The sequence below is a fragment of the Massilia rubra genome (assembly GCF_011682065.1).
Taxonomy (GTDB): Bacteria; Pseudomonadota; Gammaproteobacteria; order Burkholderiales; family Burkholderiaceae_D; genus Telluria_A; species Telluria_A rubra.
In genome coordinates, this window is record NZ_VUYU01000001.1 from 301,022 (window position 1) to 316,220 (window position 15,199).

Consider the following 15,199-nt stretch of genomic DNA (forward strand, 5'->3'; position numbering starts at 1 on the left):
AAAAGCGGGCGCCTTATCGCGCCCGCCTTGCTACTTGGTCTTCAACGGCGTGTTGAAGTCCTTCATCAAGTCGTCCTTGGTGCGGTCGGTCTTGAACAGTTCCAGGCGCGATGGCGTGATCTTGCGCGGCCAGGCGTTGTTGCTGTTGTCGATATCGGCTGTTTCCCAGTACGGGTCCTGGGTCAGGCCCACCAGCGGTTCGTCGGTGACGATCAGCTTCGTGATCTTCCTGGACGAGTAGCGCCACACTTCGGCCGGAATGCGCTCGATATATTTTTTGCCGGACTTGAGTTCGATCTCCAGCACCAGCGGCGTCACCAGCCCGCCGATGTTGGAAAAGTCGACCAGGTACAGGTGCTTGCCCTTGGCCAGCAGCGCCTTTTCCCAGTCTTCCAGGCCGTCGACGGCTTCCTGGTAGTTGTTGCGGTCCTTGTTGGTGACGGTGAAGTCGTCGTGCTCGTTGTAGAAGTCCTTCAGCTCCGGATGCGCGTCCACGCGGCGCGGCGTACCCTTGTCGCGCTGGGTCGTCACCGACACCGGCTCGGCCTCCTTCTGCGACTTCTTCCAGGCTTTTTCGATCTCCGGGTTCTTGGTGCTCACGCCGTATTCGGTGATGGCGTCCACGCTCACGTCGACCGCGTCGGTGGTGTAGAACCAGCCGCGCCAGAACCAGTCGAGGTCCGTGCCGGAAGCGTCTTCCATGGTGCGGAAAAAGTCCGATGGCGTGGGCCGCTTGAACTTCCAGCGCTGCGCGTATTCGCGGAAAGCGAAGTCGAACAGCTCGCGCCCCAGCACCGTCTCGCGCAGCACGTTCAGGGCCGCCGCCGGCTTGGCGTAGGCGTTGTTCCCGAACTGCAGCAGCGACTCGGAATTGGTCATGATCGGCACCTGGTCGCGCGAACGCATGTAGTCGACGATGGTGCGCGCTTCGCCGCGCGACTGCGGGTAATTTTCTTCCCACGCGTTCTGCGCCAGGCCCTGGATGAAAGTGTTCAGGCCCTCGTCCATCCAGGTCCACTGGCGCTCGTCGGAATTGACGATCATCGGGAAGTAGTTGTGGCCCACCTCGTGGATGATCACGCCGATCAGGCCATACTTGGTGCGCTTGGAATACGTCAGTTCACCGGTCTTCTTGTCCTTGGTCGGACGCGGGCCGTTAAACGAAATCATCGGGTATTCCATGCCGCCGATCGGGCCATTGACCGAAATCGCGGCCGGGTACGGGTAGTCCAGCGAATACTTGTTGTACTGTTCGATGGTGTGGACGATGGCCTGGGTCGAATACTTTTCCCACAGCGGATTGCCTTCCTTGGGATAGTACGACATGGCCATCGTGTCGGTGCCGCCCTTCTTGTAGCCCTGCGCGTCCCAGATGAACTTGCGGCTGCTGGCGAAGGCGAAATCGCGCACGTTCTTCGCCTTGTAGTGCCAGGTGCGGGTGCCGCTGGCGCGCGATTTTTCGGCCGCCTCGGCTTCCTGCTGGGTGACGATGATCACCGGTTTGCTGCTGGTGCGCGCTTTTTTCAGGCGCTCGCGCTGGGCCGCCGTCAACACCTCGCCCGGGTTTTGCAGCTCGCCCGTGCTGGCCACGATATGGTCGGCCGGGACGGTCAGCTGGACGTCGTAGTCGCCGAATTCGAGCGTAAACTCGCCGGCGCCGAGGAACTGCTTGTGCTGCCAGCCGTACACGTCGTAGTAAGCGGCCATGCGCGGGAACCAGTGCGCGATTTCGAACAGGTCGTTCTTGTCGTCGAATTTTTCGTAACCGGTGCGCCCGCCCTGCACCTTGGCGTCACTAATGTTGAAGCTGAAGTCGATGTTGAACGACAGGCGCGCGCCCGGCTTCATCGGCTGCGGCAGGTCGATCCGCATCATGGTCTTGTTGATCGTGTAGCGCAGCGGCTTGCCGTCCGCGCCCTTGACCGCGCCGATGGCAAAGCCGCCATCGAAGCCGGGGTTTTCCAGGATCGAACGCATGCCTTCGAAGCGCATGCCGTCTTCGTCGCTGCGCGCCTTGGCCCAGGCCTCGCGCGAGGCCACCGTGGCCGACATGCGCGCATCCGAATCGCTCTTGAAGATGTTCTGGTCCAGCTGCACCCACAGGTAGGACAGGGTGTCCGGCGAGTTGTTGTGGTAGGTGACCGTTTCGGTCGCGCTGATGCTGCGCTTGTTTTCATCGAGGCGCGCGCGGATCGTGTAATCGGCGCGCTGCTGCCAGTAAGCGTGGCCGGGAGCGCCGGCGGCATTGCGGATCGTGTTTGGCGTCGGCAGCACTTCCTCGAGCTGGCGGAACTTGTCGTCGAACGGTTCGGCGGCCGGGGCGATGCCCGCAATGACGAACAACGCAGCTAAGACCGGCATACGGATCATGTTTTCCCTGACTTTTCTCGTGAAAAAGAGGAGGTATTCTAAACGTACCGATTAGTCAATTGTTTCAGGGAATTGTAAAAAAGCTGAAACATACACGCGGGCGCACGCTATGATTGCCGGGGCCGATTGTTGCGGCGTGCGGGCGCGGGGAGGCGTGGCGGAATGGACATGAATTTCAAGGCAAGCATCCTGATCGTGGATGGCGTATCCGACAACCTTGTACAGATCGAAGAGCTGCTGCAGGAGCGTTATCACGTGCGCCTGGCGCGCAATGGCGAGGACGCGTTGCGCATTGCGCAGCAGGCGCCGCTGCCGGACCTGATTGTGCTCGGCGGCGCGCTGGCCGATGCCGACAGCCTGCGCGTGTTTCACGGCTTGAAGTGCCAGGTATTGAGCAGCGAGACGCCCGTGATCATGCTCATTGCCGAAGGTGACGCGCAGCTTGAAGAGCGCGCGTGGCACGACGGCGTGGCCGACGTGGTGCGGCTGCCGTTGTCGCCGGCGGCGCTGCTGGCGCGCGTGGCCACCCAGCTCCACATGCGCGCGGCCGACGCCATGCTGCGCGACCAGCATCGCCATTTCGAGCACCTGGTGGCCGAGCGGATGCGCGACGCCGGCTTGATGCAGGACGCCACGGTGCTGGCGATGGCGGTGTTGGCCGAATCGCGCGACCCCGGCGTGGGCCAGCATCTGCTGCGCACGCAGCGCTTCGTGACGGCGCTGGCGCGCGAGCTGCGCTTTGTGGCGGCCTACACGGCCGAACTGACCAACGAGGCGATCGCGCTGCTGCACAAGGCGGCGCTGCTGCACGACATCGGCAAGGTGGGCGTGCCCGACGCGGTCCTGCTCAAGCCGGGCAAATTAAGCGACAGCGAATTCGAGCTGATGAAACTGCACACCGTGTACGGACGTGACGCGATTGCCGGCGTCGAACGCACGCTCGGGGGCAGCAACGGCTTTTTGCGTTACGCGCGCGAGATCGCCTACTCGCACCACGAAAAGTGGGACGGCTCGGGCTATCCGCAAGGGCTGGCAGGGGATGCGATTGCGCTGTCGGCGCGCTTGATGGCGGTGGCCGACGTGTACGACGCCTTGACCACGGCGCGCGCGTACCGGCCGGCGTTCACGCACGAAACGGCGGTCGAGCTGATCCGCCAGGGGCGCGGCGAACATTTCGATCCGGACGTGGTGGACGCCATGCTGGCGATCGAAGAACGCTTCAAAGCCATCGCCGCCGACTTCCCGCCGCGCCAACCGGGGTCAGAGCTTTAACTTGCAACTTTTTTGTTGCCGCACTGATGCCGCACCGGGGTCTGACCTCTGATTCGAAATTTTTTTCATCGCGACATCGATTTACAGTCCCCCAGCCCTTGTAAAACCCGATAACGCGGTCGGTCAGCGGTGCTCGTCCCGTGTTGAAACCGTTTTCTTGGCAAAAACGGGTTCTGTACGTGGATTGCAAGGGCTGTTCTGGTGCAATGTTTCGAATCAGAGGTCAGACCCCGGTTGGCGGGGTTGTGTTCAGTGGGCAAGATTTCAAGTTAAAGCTCTGACCCCGGTTGTAGGAAGTTTAGAGGAGACCGGGTAGGAAGTCGGGGCGGTACGGAAGTGTTGTTGGGCCGCGCCATTTGTGCGATTTCCGCATACCAATATGTTATAGTCAATTCGCATACCCGGGCGCGCCCGGCCTTCGGTACAACGTGGAGCAAACCGATGCGGACTCAAGGATACCTGGCCTTTGTAGTCGGTATTTGTCTGACCATGTGGACCTGCATCGCCGTACTCGATGCGCAGCAGGCGCGCATCGCGGCCGCCTTCCAGCGCGACGCCGACAAGGTCGCCACCGACACCAACGTGCGCCTGCAAACCTATTTCGATATGCTGCTTAGTATTAAGGGCGCCTTCGCGGTCACCGACCAGGTCGACCGCGCGCAGTTCGCCCGCTTCGTGCGCGAACTCAATCTGACCACGCGCTACCCCGGCTTCCAGGCGATCCAGTTCGTGCGCCAGGTGCCGGCCGCCGACCTGGCCCGCTTCACCGATGCCGTGCGAGGCGATACGCGCCTGGTCGCGCAAGGTTATCCGACCTTCGCAGTCCATCCGCCGGTGGTGCGCGCCGAGCACTTCATCATCGAATACACCGAGCCGCTCAAGGGGAACGAGAACGCCTTCGGCCTCGATCTGGCCGCGCTGCCGCCGCACTTGCAGGCGGTCGAATCGGGCCGCGACAGCGGCGAGATCGTCGCCACCGAACGCATCACGCTGGTGCAGGACAACACCGGCCAGCCCGGTTTCGTGGCGCGCGCGCCGGTCTATCGCCAGAACATGCCGCTGACCACCGTGGCCGAACGGCGCGCCGCGCTGATCGGCATGGTGGCGATCGTGTTCCGCGTGAAGAACCTGATGCACGAGGTGATCGACCCGTCGCTGCTGAACCAGATGGCGTTTCGCATCCACGATGCCGGCAATGTGGCCGACGGCGCGGCCGCGCCTTTCGCCGCGTCGAACGTGATGTTCGATACCACCCGCGCCGATACGCTGGCGCTGCCCGGCGTGCAAAACGAAGCGCGCCTGAACGTGGCGCAGCGCCAGTGGGTGATGCGCTTCCAGGCGCTGCCGGGAAGCCGCTACAGCCGCGATGTGCGGCCGGTGCTGGTCATCGCCGCCGGCGGCCTGGTGATCAGCACCCTGATCGCGGCGCTGATGATCGCTTCGCGCCGCAGCCGCACCCTGGCGCAGCAGGTGCGCGTGACGCTCGACGAGCAGCGCGCCTTCCAGGACAGCGCCAATGTCGGCATCGCGCTGTTCTCGCATGGCGTGATCATGCGCTGCAACCGGGGCATGGAGGAGATGATGGGTTATGCGCCGGGCGAGCTGGCGGGCTGCCAGACGCAGGTGCTCTCGCGCGCGGCGGCGGCCGGCGCGGCCGATCCGTTCGCGGTCGATCCGCAAAGCCGGCGCTGGCAGGGCGAACTGAAACTGCTGCGCAAGGACGGCAGCACGATCTGGTGCCTGATCAACGGCAAGGCGCTCGACGCGTCGGACCTGTCGAAGGGCGGCGTGTGGGTGATCCAGAATATCAGCGACCGCAAACACACCGAGGCGGCGCTGGTCGACGCCAAGGATGGCCTGGAGCACAGCCTGGCCGAACTCGAACAGCAAAAGGCCAACGTCGAAAGCGCGCATCGCGACCTGTCGACGGTGCTGGCCACGCTCAAGCAAGCCCAGACCAATCTGATCACATCCGAAAAAATGGCGTCCCTCGGGTCGCTGGTGGCCGGCATCGCGCATGAACTCAATACCCCGATCGGTAACAGCCTGTTGACCGCCACCGCGCTGGCCGACATGGTGGCCGACTTCGAGCGCAAGTATGCCGGCGGCGGCATCAAGCGTTCGGCGCTGGAGGCGCACATGGCCGACACGCGCCTGGCGTGCGACATCATGGCCAGTTCGCTGCGCCGCGCGGGCGACCTGATTACCTCGTTCAAGCAGGTGGCGGTGGACCAGACCTGCGACCAGCGCCGCCGCTTCGATCTGTGCGACCTGGTGCGCGACACGCTGGCGACCTACGCGGCGCAGCTGCGGCGCGCCAATTGCGAGACGCGTGTGGATGGCCCGACCAGCATGGCGCTCGATTCCTATCCTGGCAGCGTGGGACAGGTGCTGTCGAACCTGCTCAACAACGCGCTGCTGCACGCGTTCGAGGGGCGCGCCAGCGCGCTCATTACGATCACCGCGCGCGAAATCGAGGATGACAAGCTGCTGCTCATTTTCAGCGACGATGGGGTGGGCATGCCGCCCAAGATCCTGCACCAGGTGTTCGATCCGTTCTTTACGACCAAGATGGGGCAGGGCGGCTCGGGGCTGGGGATGAATATCGTCTACAACATCGTCACCGGCATGCTGGGCGGGAGCATCGAGATCGAATCCTCGCCCGAGCATGGCACCAGCGTGACGATCCGCATTCCGCGCAAGGCGCCCAACCGCGAGAGCGAAGCGGCCGAGGTGAACATGCTGCTGATGTAACGCGCGCCACCGGCGTGGCGCGGATGCAGGTTCAGGCGCCGTAGCGTTCCCTGAGCAGGCGCAGCATCGCCACGTTCTGGTCCCATGCGTTCGAGAGCGGCTCGCCGCTGAACGGCATGCTCTGGGTGTACGGCGGCGGGCCGAATTCGGGCGTGAGCGTCGTCAATGTGGCGCCGGCGGCGCGGCGCAGCGCCACGATGCGGTCCCACCACTGAAGATGGCACGCCAGCTCGGCCGCGAAGCGCGGGTCGCGGAAGTCGCTCACCTGCGGTCCCTGCGCATGGCCGACGCGCGCGTGGATGTGGCGCACGCGCGGCAAGGTCGCCGCCAGCGCGGCCGGTTGGTCCTCCAGCAGCGATTCGCAGGCGCAGCACCAGTGCGACAGGTCGGCCGTCAGTTCCAGGTCGGGCAGTTCGCGCAGGTACGGCAGCAGCAGCATCGGGTGGCCCGAGAAGCGGCTGCGGTGGATCTCGTGCACGATCGGCACGCCGTGCTCGCGCGCGATGGCCTGCGTCAGCGCGATCAGTTCCAGGTTCTGTTCATGCGTGTAAAAGTCCTTGCCGGTGTGCGTGTTGACCAACAGCGGACGCGCGCTGCAGGCGTTGGCGAGGTAAGTCGCCAGCGCCTCGCGGTGCGCGTCGAACCCGGCATGGAACGCGGTTTCCCACTGCTGCGCGATGAGCAGCAGGCCGGCGTCGGCGATGCGCGCGCTCCAGTCGTCGCGCGCGGCGGCGTCCAGCGGCAGCGACATTTCAATGCCGTCGAAGCCGGCCGCCTTCACGCGCTCGATGAACACGGCGGGCGCGAGCTCGTTGCTGCCCCAGTGCGGGGCGAATATGCGGATGTCCATCGCTTACTCGAAGCCGCGCACAGGAAAGCTGGCGTCGCGCTGGATCCAGTTGCGCGGCGAGTAGGCGGTCGCGCCGTCGGTCGCATGCAGCGTGTAGGCATGGCGCGACACCGGCGAGCGGTTCGGCGCGCTGTAGTGCGGCAGCAGGCCGTGAAAACATACCAGGCTGCCGGCCTTCGCTTCGAGCGGCACGGCGCTGCTGTCGCTTGGCCACGGCATGGTGTCGAGCGTTTCCATCTTGATGTCGTCGCCGTTGCGCACGAAGCGCTCGCGCATCGGTCCCCGGTGGCCGCCCGGTTCGACCCACAGGCAGCCATTGTCGATGGTGGCGTCTTCCAGCGCGAACCAGAAGGTGGTCACGCTGACCGGCGTGGTTTCGAAAAAGGTGGCGTCCTGGTGCCAGCGCACTTCGCCGCCGATGCCGGGCTGCTTGAAGATGTACATCGATTGCCATACTTTGGGGTCGACCAGGCCCAGCTCGCGCGCCACCGCGGCCAGTTTCGGATCGCGCGAAAAGGCGGCGAACACCGGATCGAGATCGTGCATCGCGTGCCCGATCTTGTTGATCGAGAGGGCTTTTTCCTGGCGCAGCTGGCCGTCCGGGCCAAACGCTTCTTCCTCGAAAAAGCAGCGGATGGTGTTATCCGAGCGCAGGAAGTACTCGTCGGTCGCGGTGGTTTGGTCGCGCGTGGTGAAGATCGAGCGGCCCTGGCCTGGATCGAATTCGTTGACAATCTCGCCAGCGCGCTGGCGCAGTCGGGCGATCTCGTCCATCGACTTGAAATCGGGGACGACGAGGTAGCCGTCGCGCTGGAATTGGTCGCGTTGTTCGGTGCTGAGCATGGGTGTGGCTCCTGCCATGATGGAAGCTGCCATTGTAGGGTTGCTCCGGCAACCCGGCAATCGCCGGATCGGTTGACAGATTGTCGCCATCCGGTTGACAATCGTCGGCATGGATCAATTGCGCGCAATGGAGATATTTGTCGAGGTGGCGCGCTTGCGCAGCTTTTCGGCCGCCGCTCGCCGCCTGGGAGTCACGCGCGCGATGGTCAGCAAGCAGATCATGCAGTTAGAAAGCAAGCTTGATGCGCGCCTGCTGCATCGCTCCACCCGCGAGGTGAGCCTGACCGACGCCGGCCAGGCCTACCTGGCCCCGTGCCAGGCGACGGTGGAGCAGGCGCGCGAGGCGGCGCGCGCCATCAGCCCGGCCGGCGCCGACCTGGCGGGGGCGCTGCGGATCCAGGCGCCGTCCGGTTTCGGCGGCGCGTGGCTGGCCGACGCGGTGGCCCGTTTCAGCCTGCGCCACCCGTTGCTCACGCCCTCCTTGTTCGTCGACGATGCGCTGCTCGACCCGATCCGGCATGGCTTCGACCTGACCATCCGCGTGGGCGGCATCCCGGACAGCAGCGGCCTGGCCATGCGCCGCCTGGCGCCGTGCCGTGGGGTGCTGTGCGCCAGTCCCGCTTACCTGGCCAATTGGGGCGTGCCGCAAACGCCCGAGGATCTGCTCGATCACCAGTGCCTGCATTTTTCCCATCTGACCGACGGCACCAGCTGGCATTTCACGCGCGCCGGCGAACGGCGCACGGTGCGGGTCAACGCCGGTTTTACCTCGAATAACGGGCTGGTGCTGCAGCAGGCGGCCGAGCGCGGGCTGGGCATCGTCTACAACACGACCTTCCTGGCGTGGCAAAAGCTGATCGACGGCGCGCTGGCGCCGGTGCTGCCGCAGTGGCAGCTGCCGCTTAACGATCTGTCGGCCCTGTATCCGGCCAGCCGCCAGCTCTCGCCCAAGGTGCGGGCGCTGGTCGATTTTTTGGTGGAGGAGTATCGCGTGGCGCCGTGGGACCTGGCGCTGGCGCAGGCCGGCATCCTGCTTTAGAGCGCCTGACAAAGCCTGTTACTTGCCCTGACGGCAACAAGCTCGTACACTGAGTCATACCGACGGTCTGCTATCGGCCAAAAGCGGACCTTCGAAAATTTGAATGCAAGATGTGGAGATGATGACTATCCGAACTCAATACACGTGATCTGCCTCTCATTTTTGTTGGCTTTTACGCTGACGCTCGTGTCATTCGTCGTGCAGCGCAACGGTCCTGAGGTGATCGAGTTTGGCAACCTGTGTGGGCCACTACATGACGAGTTCTGTTACGAGCCGGTATTAAAGGCCGGCTTTCCGATTGCATACGTGTTCGACGCGCCAGGCATTTCGGTTCCACGAAAACTCGGTCCCGAGGACAGTTTCTCAGTGAGCGCTTTCACGCTAGACGTAGCCATCTACTTCGTTATCGGACTGGTAGCGATCGGCGGATTTTCGTATCGTTGGTCGAAGAGTTAGAAGACGCGCTGCTGACTATCTCTCGGACCAGTGCGGCGATCAAAAATGCACTCAGCGGCTCAGGGTCTACGGCTGTTATGGGTCGAAAACAGACCAACGGTAGCGCCCTTCGATTCGAGAAAAACTGTATCAAATCTAGGTTTTGAAGCACAAATGCAAACAGTCTCCCGAAGGGGGCTGTTATTTGACAAACCTCGATGTCCATCGAGGATGCGCGGTTATGCTGGAGGCGAGGACGGGAATCGAACCCGTCTAGGCGGTTTTGCAGGCCGCTGCGTGCTCTAAGAGATCAAGAACTTAGCTCAATACCTCTCATGTAAACCTCTCGAGTTCGCTTCGTTGAATCGACAAAGGTGTCTGCTACATGCGCTGCATGAAAGCGGCAAAGGCAGTCGCCTCGAGTGGACGGCTGATGAAATACCCCTGGATAACATCGCACCCGGCCGCTTTCAGTTCGGCGAGCTGGCCCTCGGTTTCCACGCCTTCAGCGACCGTGCGCATGCCCAGCGAGCGGGCGAGAGCAACGACCCCTTGTATCACCGCCGCTGCCTTTGCCGAATCGAGCAGCGCCAGCACAAACGATCTGTCGATCTTCAGGGTGTCAATCGGCAGCCGTACCAGATAGCCGAGACTGGAGTAGCCCGAGCCGAAGTCGTCGAGCGAGGTGGAGATGCCAGCTCCATTCAAGGCGGCGAGAACCGCCGCCGCTTTTTCGATATCGCTGACCAGCGAGTCCTCGGTGACTTCAACATCGAGCATGGCGGGATCAATGCCGTGTTCCTGCGCGATGCGAAGAATTTTGTCGACCAGTCCCGCGCCGGTCAGCTGCCGGGCAGACAAATTCAGGCTGATCCGCGGCACGCGTATTCCCATGCGTCGCCATCCATCGATTTGCTGGCAGACTGCCGCGACCAGCCAGTCGACCAGCAGGCCTTCGTACGCCGACTCGAGCAGGACGTCGAGAAACGCAGCCGGTGAGAGCAGGCCCCGTGCTGGGTGACGCCAGCGCAGCAGTGCCTCGGCGCCGGTGATCGATGCATCGGAGAGCGCCATCTGCGGCTGAAAATGCAGTTCGAACTGGTTCCCGGCAAATGCTTCGCGCAGCTCAATGCGCAAGTCGAGCCGGTCGCGCATGCCGCGGTCCAGCGCCTCGTCGTACACGCGCAACTGAAACCGGCCGGCAAACTTGGCCGCGTACATGGCTGCGTCGGCGTGGCGTAACAGGGTCTCGGCCGACTCCGACACATCCCTCAGCAGAGCAACGCCGATGCTCGCCGACAGCGAGAGCGAGCGTCCACCTGCTTCGAACGGCGTCGCGAACTGCCGCAGCACCACTTGCGCGAGTTGTTCCGCCGCGCGGTCGGTAGCCTGGCGTAGCAGGAGGATGAACTTGTCGCCGCCAATCCGGGCGGCAAAGACGGCGGGATCGAGAACGGCAAGCAGCCTTTCCACAAAGTCGCGCAGCACGCCGTCACCGACCGCATGGCCAAATGCATCATTGACTTCCTTGAAATGGTCCAGGTCGATTAACAGTACAGCGACGAGACCGGCACGCGGCAGCGCCGGCGACGCAGCGTCGGCCACTGCAAGGGCGATCATCTCCATGCACTTGCGCCGGTTTGCCAATCCCGTCAGGTAGTCGTGGCTTGCTTCATAGGCCAGCATCGCCCCGTGCTCATGTTCGCTCGTCACATCGCGAAACAGCACGGTGATGCCATCGTCGTGTGCGAACGAGCGTACTTCAAACCACGTCTTCAACGGTGCGTAGTAGCCGGTGTGCCTGCCGGGAATACCGGTGGCAGCAGTCTGCCGGTAAACGCAATAGTAATCGGTGTTCACCAGGTCCGGATAACAGTGCCACATGTCGCGTCCGAGCAGGTTTTCCCGCTTTTGCTGCAGGTACCGCTCGGCTGTGTGGTTGAGATATGTGAAGCGCCACAATTTGTCGATCGACATGAATCCATCGCTCAGACTATCGAGCATGTCGCTCAGGTGGGCGGGCGCCGGATGGCCGGCAGCGACGTCTGTCGGCTGGGCAGCGCGTGAGTCAGGTTCGCGTTCCATGTTTCACCTCTCCATTTACATCGGCGCACGCAGGCACCGTTCACATGCAAACGGTGGAATGTGACCATTCTAGCCCTCTTCCGGATGGCAATGAATTTAGCCGGGCAGCTTGGCCGCAGGAACGTCAACCTTCTGGATCGATGGCGGCGTGGCGAAAAATTCACCGGCTTTTTCCACGAGCGCGGCTGCGACCTTGCCGGCCAGATGTACCCGGCGCCCGGCCTCATCTGGAAACGCGTCAAAAATGCCGAAGGTGGAAGGTCTCAGGCTAATTGCGAACCAGCGCGTCCATGAGGCGATTCTTCGACGCCTCCGAGAGCATGACCAAATCATGTTGGATCGAGCTTGTGTTGCTCGCTCATACGCGTGGTGGAGAATGACCTCGTCCGATCGAACTCGCTCTTCCAAGTCTCTCGTGGCAGGTTTCAAGATCAATTAGCGCAAAAGGCTCCGCTGGACCAGATTCACGAAGCCCGATGACCATGACGTCATTGGGCTTTTCCATACTCAACGTCACAAGATACAGAGGGAAGAACCGATGGAAATCAATGTAAGACCAAACTGGAAATGGGCTCCCGGGGGCACATCTTCTCAACTGCCTATCGGACGCGTAACCGTGGCATGTGCAGAATAATAGAAAGCCTAACCATAGATGTTTTATAGAAAAAGCATAAATCTATGTGTTTTTTTGAGACATTTGCGGATACCTGAAAGCCCGAGGCGGGTCATTCGATCAGGAATAGTGGTCCGGACCTTTCAATTTCTAAGCGACTCCTGATGAGACGCCACGGTCCGGTTTGGGGCGATAGCGGACGTACACGGGCTCAGTCGGAGCATTAAGATAGCGGCAGTGTTCGCAGACGGAGTAATGCCATGGCCCAAGCACTTCTTCCCGAAGACCTTTGGTCGCTCATGGCAGCCCATCTCCCGGCCCACCGACGATCGCCGAAGGGCGGTCGGCCACGTATCAATGATCGCGCGACCCTGACTGGGATCGTATTTGTCCTCAAGGCTGCAATACCGTGGGAGTACCTGCCGCGCCAACTCGGCTACGGCACATGACAATGCTGGCGTCGACTTCACGAATGGATGCAAGCCGGTGTTTGGCAGCGTATCCATGAGGCGCTTCTGCGACTGCTCCGCGAGCACGACCAGATCATGTGGGATCGAGCTAGCGTTGACGCCGCTAGCGTACCGGCACCTGCCAGTGGCGACCATACGGGCCGTAACCCGACCGATCATGGCAAACTCGGCTGCAAACACCATGTGCTGGTGGATCAGCGTGAGCCGTCGCTGGTCGCCCGGATCTCGGGCGCGCAGGTGCATGACTCGCGTCTCGTCATCCCACTCGTAAAGTCAATCCCGGCAGTCAAAGGGCTGGCCGGCCGTGCGCGCAAACGTCCAGGCAAGCCGCATGCCGATCGGGCGTACGCTTCGAGAGCACAGCGGGTTTGGCTACGCCGTCGGGGGATCGCAGCGAGGATCGCGCACTATGGCATGGAGTCGCGGGAAAGGCTTGGACGATGGCGTTGGGTCGTCGAGCGTACCTCAGGTTGGATACGCCGCTTTCGCAGGCTGCGCATCCGACACGAACGACGAGCAGACATTCATCAGGCGTTCCTTTCGCTTGCCTGCCCGCTCATCTTTTGGCGGTATGTTGAACGGTTTTGTCAGGCGCTCTTGGTCTATTCCCCGGCGCCGACCTGCCAGGCGCCATCCTGGTAGACCAGTTCATCGTCCAGGTACACGGCCTCGGTCACGGCGAAGATGTCGACGTGGTAGCGCGCATCCTTGCGCTTGAAGCCCGGCTTCTGGTAGACGCCGTGCTTGGCCCCCAGCGACAGGTGGATGCCGCACATGCGCTCATAGGTGCCGATGTCGTTGACGCGGCGCTCGCGGGTAAAGGCGCGGTTCATGCCGAAGCCCAGCTCGCGCAGCCAGACTTCGCCTTCCTCGAGCCGGATGATCTCCAGCACGCGTTCGAATTCCGGCGTGGCGCCCTCGGTGCCGACTACGCGCCCACGTTCGACGATCAGCGTGATTGGTGTCTCGGGGCGGTTGACCATGTACGAGGTGTCGCCGAAGACGTGGATGCGCACGCGCCCGTTGACCGCCTCCAGGTCCTGCGCTTCGGTGAACACTTCGCCGATCGGGAACTGGCCGCCGACGTTGTTCATGCCGCTGTAGTCGCCCACATTCAGTTTGGCCGATTCGAAGGGCGAAGCAAACACCAGCGTTTCGCCGCCGCTGTGCACCACGCCCGAGGATGCCGCGTCGATGCGGCGCTTGAGCGCCTTGCCCACGCCGCGGTAATAGGCGCTGTCGTAGGCCAGCGACGCGATGTAATGCTCTCCCTGCGCGCCCGGCATGCGCGACAGGTGCACATGCTCGATCACTTTCAGCCCCAGTTTGAACAGCTCGACCCGGATGCGGAACGCTTCGAGGCGGAAGTTGGTCGACTGGATCAGCAGCACCAGGTCGTGCGCGGCCATGCCCTTGAAGGCGGCCAGCACGTCCTCGGGGGCGACGCTGTCGAAGTCGATGAAGACGGCGTCGGGCAGGTTGCGGCGGTAGCCTTCGGTGAGCGCGCGCGCCAGGTCGGAGCGGCAGTCGTATACCACCAGTGCGCGCTGCGCCGGGCCGTGTTCGACGACGGTGGCGAGCACCTCGCGCAGGTGGGCGGTGGCGGCGTCGACGGCGTGCGCGGGAATCTCGCCCCAGGGGGCGGCGGTCAGGTCAGGGGAGGTCATGGTGCGGTGCAAGGTCTTCGATGGCGTCCATTATACGTGCCCTGTTTTGCTCGGGAGCCACACTTCCTTGTCGAAGCAATAATGCTTCGTGTAATTAATTGCGATGACCCAATGGGCATGTGTTAACGTCAGGTAAAACTACACGGCGCAAAGCCGGACCCAACCATCTGACCAACCAAGGAGATCAAGATGAAGTCACTGTTCAAGCACCTGATGTTCGCGCTGTTTGCCATCACCCTGACCGGCGCCGCCAGCGCGCAGGACGCCCCCAAGCGCGGCACGGCCGACGAAGCGGTGGCCATGGTCAAGAAGGCCAGCGCCTACCTTAACGACAATGGCCGCGACAAGGCGATCGCCGCCTTCAACGATCCCAAGGGAGAGTTCATCAAGGGTGACTTGTACGTCTTCATGTTCACCTTCGACGGCACCGCCCTCGCGCACGGGCAGAATGCCAAGATGGTCGGCAAGAACCTGATCGACCTCAAGGCCGGCGAGGTGTTTCCGATCCGTGAATTCATCAAGATCGCCAAAAGCCCCGCGGGGACCGGCTGGTTCGGCTACAAGTGGCCCAATTCGATCACCAAGGCCATGGAAGAGAAAAATACCTACATCGAGCGCAATGGCGATGTGCTCATTGGCGTGGGTACTTATAAATAGCGTTCCTGTCCGTTTCGCCATTGGCGGAATGGACGATTCCCTCCGGGCATCCCGAGCCGCCCCTTGACATGCCGTGGAACGGTACCCGGTAAATAAACCGCGTGTGCAATCTGTTTGCGCTATGATTTGAAGAGCAACACTGGC

Annotated in this window: 9 protein-coding genes and 2 pseudogenes; 5 read left to right on the plus strand and 6 right to left on the minus strand. The window is 62.6% G+C overall.

Annotated elements, in window-relative coordinates:
- Window positions 1-30: 30 nt before the first annotated feature.
- On the minus strand, window positions 31-2,361 hold the full coding sequence (locus F0185_RS01295) for a M1 family metallopeptidase (protein ID WP_167220864.1): 2,331 nt from the start codon (window positions 2,359-2,361) through the stop codon (window positions 31-33).
- 177 nt (window positions 2,362-2,538) lie between these two features.
- On the opposite strand from F0185_RS01295, the gene F0185_RS01300 reads away from it, so the two are divergent.
- Window positions 2,539-3,642: an HD-GYP domain-containing protein gene (locus F0185_RS01300; protein ID WP_167220866.1), complete on the plus strand. Its 1,104-nt coding sequence runs from the start codon at window positions 2,539-2,541 to the stop codon at window positions 3,640-3,642.
- A 441-nt stretch (window positions 3,643-4,083) separates the two neighbouring features.
- Complete coding sequence (locus F0185_RS01305; protein ID WP_167220868.1) at window positions 4,084-6,396, plus strand: sensor histidine kinase; 2,313 nt, start codon at window positions 4,084-4,086, stop codon at window positions 6,394-6,396.
- 31 nt (window positions 6,397-6,427) lie between these two features.
- On the opposite strand, the gene F0185_RS01310 is transcribed toward F0185_RS01305, so the two are convergent.
- Both F0185_RS01310 and F0185_RS01315 read right to left on the minus strand, forming a co-directional pair.
- A complete protein-coding gene (locus F0185_RS01310; RefSeq protein WP_167220870.1) occupies window positions 6,428-7,246 on the minus strand; it encodes a sugar phosphate isomerase/epimerase family protein in 819 nt (272 codons plus the stop codon).
- A 3-nt stretch (window positions 7,247-7,249) separates the two neighbouring features.
- Entirely contained in the window at window positions 7,250-8,089 is an 840-nt protein-coding gene (locus F0185_RS01315) for a phytanoyl-CoA dioxygenase family protein (protein WP_167220872.1), read from the minus strand.
- A 109-nt stretch (window positions 8,090-8,198) separates the two neighbouring features.
- Here F0185_RS01315 and F0185_RS01320 point away from each other — a divergent pair, with 109 nt between their 5' ends.
- A complete protein-coding gene (locus F0185_RS01320) occupies window positions 8,199-9,128 on the plus strand; it encodes a LysR family transcriptional regulator (protein ID WP_229476658.1) in 930 nt (309 codons plus the stop codon).
- Window positions 9,129-9,944: 816 nt separating this feature from the next.
- Here F0185_RS01320 and F0185_RS01325 read toward each other — a convergent pair.
- A complete protein-coding gene (locus tag F0185_RS01325; protein WP_229476659.1) occupies window positions 9,945-11,648 on the minus strand; it encodes a sensor domain-containing protein in 1,704 nt (567 codons plus the stop codon).
- Window positions 11,649-11,744: 96 nt separating this feature from the next.
- Window positions 11,745-11,936, minus strand: a pseudogene (locus F0185_RS34595) (NIPSNAP family protein); the annotation flags it as partial.
- Window positions 11,937-12,521: 585 nt separating this feature from the next.
- Here F0185_RS34595 and F0185_RS01335 point away from each other — a divergent pair.
- Window positions 12,522-13,373, plus strand: a pseudogene (locus tag F0185_RS01335) (IS5 family transposase).
- On the opposite strand, the gene F0185_RS01340 reads toward F0185_RS01335, so the two are convergent.
- Window positions 13,334-14,398, minus strand: a complete 1,065-nt coding sequence (locus F0185_RS01340; RefSeq protein ID WP_167220874.1) for a M29 family metallopeptidase — start codon at window positions 14,396-14,398, stop codon at window positions 13,334-13,336. The pseudogene F0185_RS01335 and the gene F0185_RS01340 sit on opposite strands and share 40 nt — an antisense overlap.
- A 189-nt stretch (window positions 14,399-14,587) precedes the next feature.
- Here F0185_RS01340 and F0185_RS01345 point away from each other — a divergent pair, with 189 nt between their 5' ends.
- Complete coding sequence (locus tag F0185_RS01345) at window positions 14,588-15,055, plus strand: cache domain-containing protein (RefSeq protein ID WP_167220876.1); 468 nt, start codon at window positions 14,588-14,590, stop codon at window positions 15,053-15,055.
- The last annotated feature ends 144 nt before the right edge of the window (window positions 15,056-15,199 follow it).

What these genes read in the sequence shown, in the direction of transcription:
- F0185_RS01300 (WP_167220866.1), top strand. Translation starts at nt 2,539, where the DNA reads ATGAATTTCAAGGCAAGCATCCTGATCGTGGATGGCGTATCCGACAAC.
- F0185_RS01320 (WP_229476658.1), top strand. Translation starts at nt 8,199, where the DNA reads ATGGATCAATTGCGCGCAATGGAGATATTTGTCGAGGTGGCGCGCTTG.
- F0185_RS01305 (WP_167220868.1), top strand. Translation starts at nt 4,084, where the DNA reads ATGCGGACTCAAGGATACCTGGCCTTTGTAGTCGGTATTTGTCTGACC.
- F0185_RS01340 (WP_167220874.1), bottom strand. Translation starts at nt 14,398, where the DNA reads ATGACCTCCCCTGACCTGACCGCCGCCCCCTGGGGCGAGATTCCCGCG.
- F0185_RS01310 (WP_167220870.1), bottom strand. Translation starts at nt 7,246, where the DNA reads ATGGACATCCGCATATTCGCCCCGCACTGGGGCAGCAACGAGCTCGCG.
- F0185_RS01345 (WP_167220876.1), top strand. Translation starts at nt 14,588, where the DNA reads ATGAAGTCACTGTTCAAGCACCTGATGTTCGCGCTGTTTGCCATCACC.
- F0185_RS01295 (WP_167220864.1), bottom strand. Translation starts at nt 2,361, where the DNA reads ATGCCGGTCTTAGCTGCGTTGTTCGTCATTGCGGGCATCGCCCCGGCC.
- F0185_RS01315 (WP_167220872.1), bottom strand. Translation starts at nt 8,089, where the DNA reads ATGCTCAGCACCGAACAACGCGACCAATTCCAGCGCGACGGCTACCTC.
- F0185_RS01325 (WP_229476659.1), bottom strand. Translation starts at nt 11,648, where the DNA reads ATGGAACGCGAACCTGACTCACGCGCTGCCCAGCCGACAGACGTCGCT.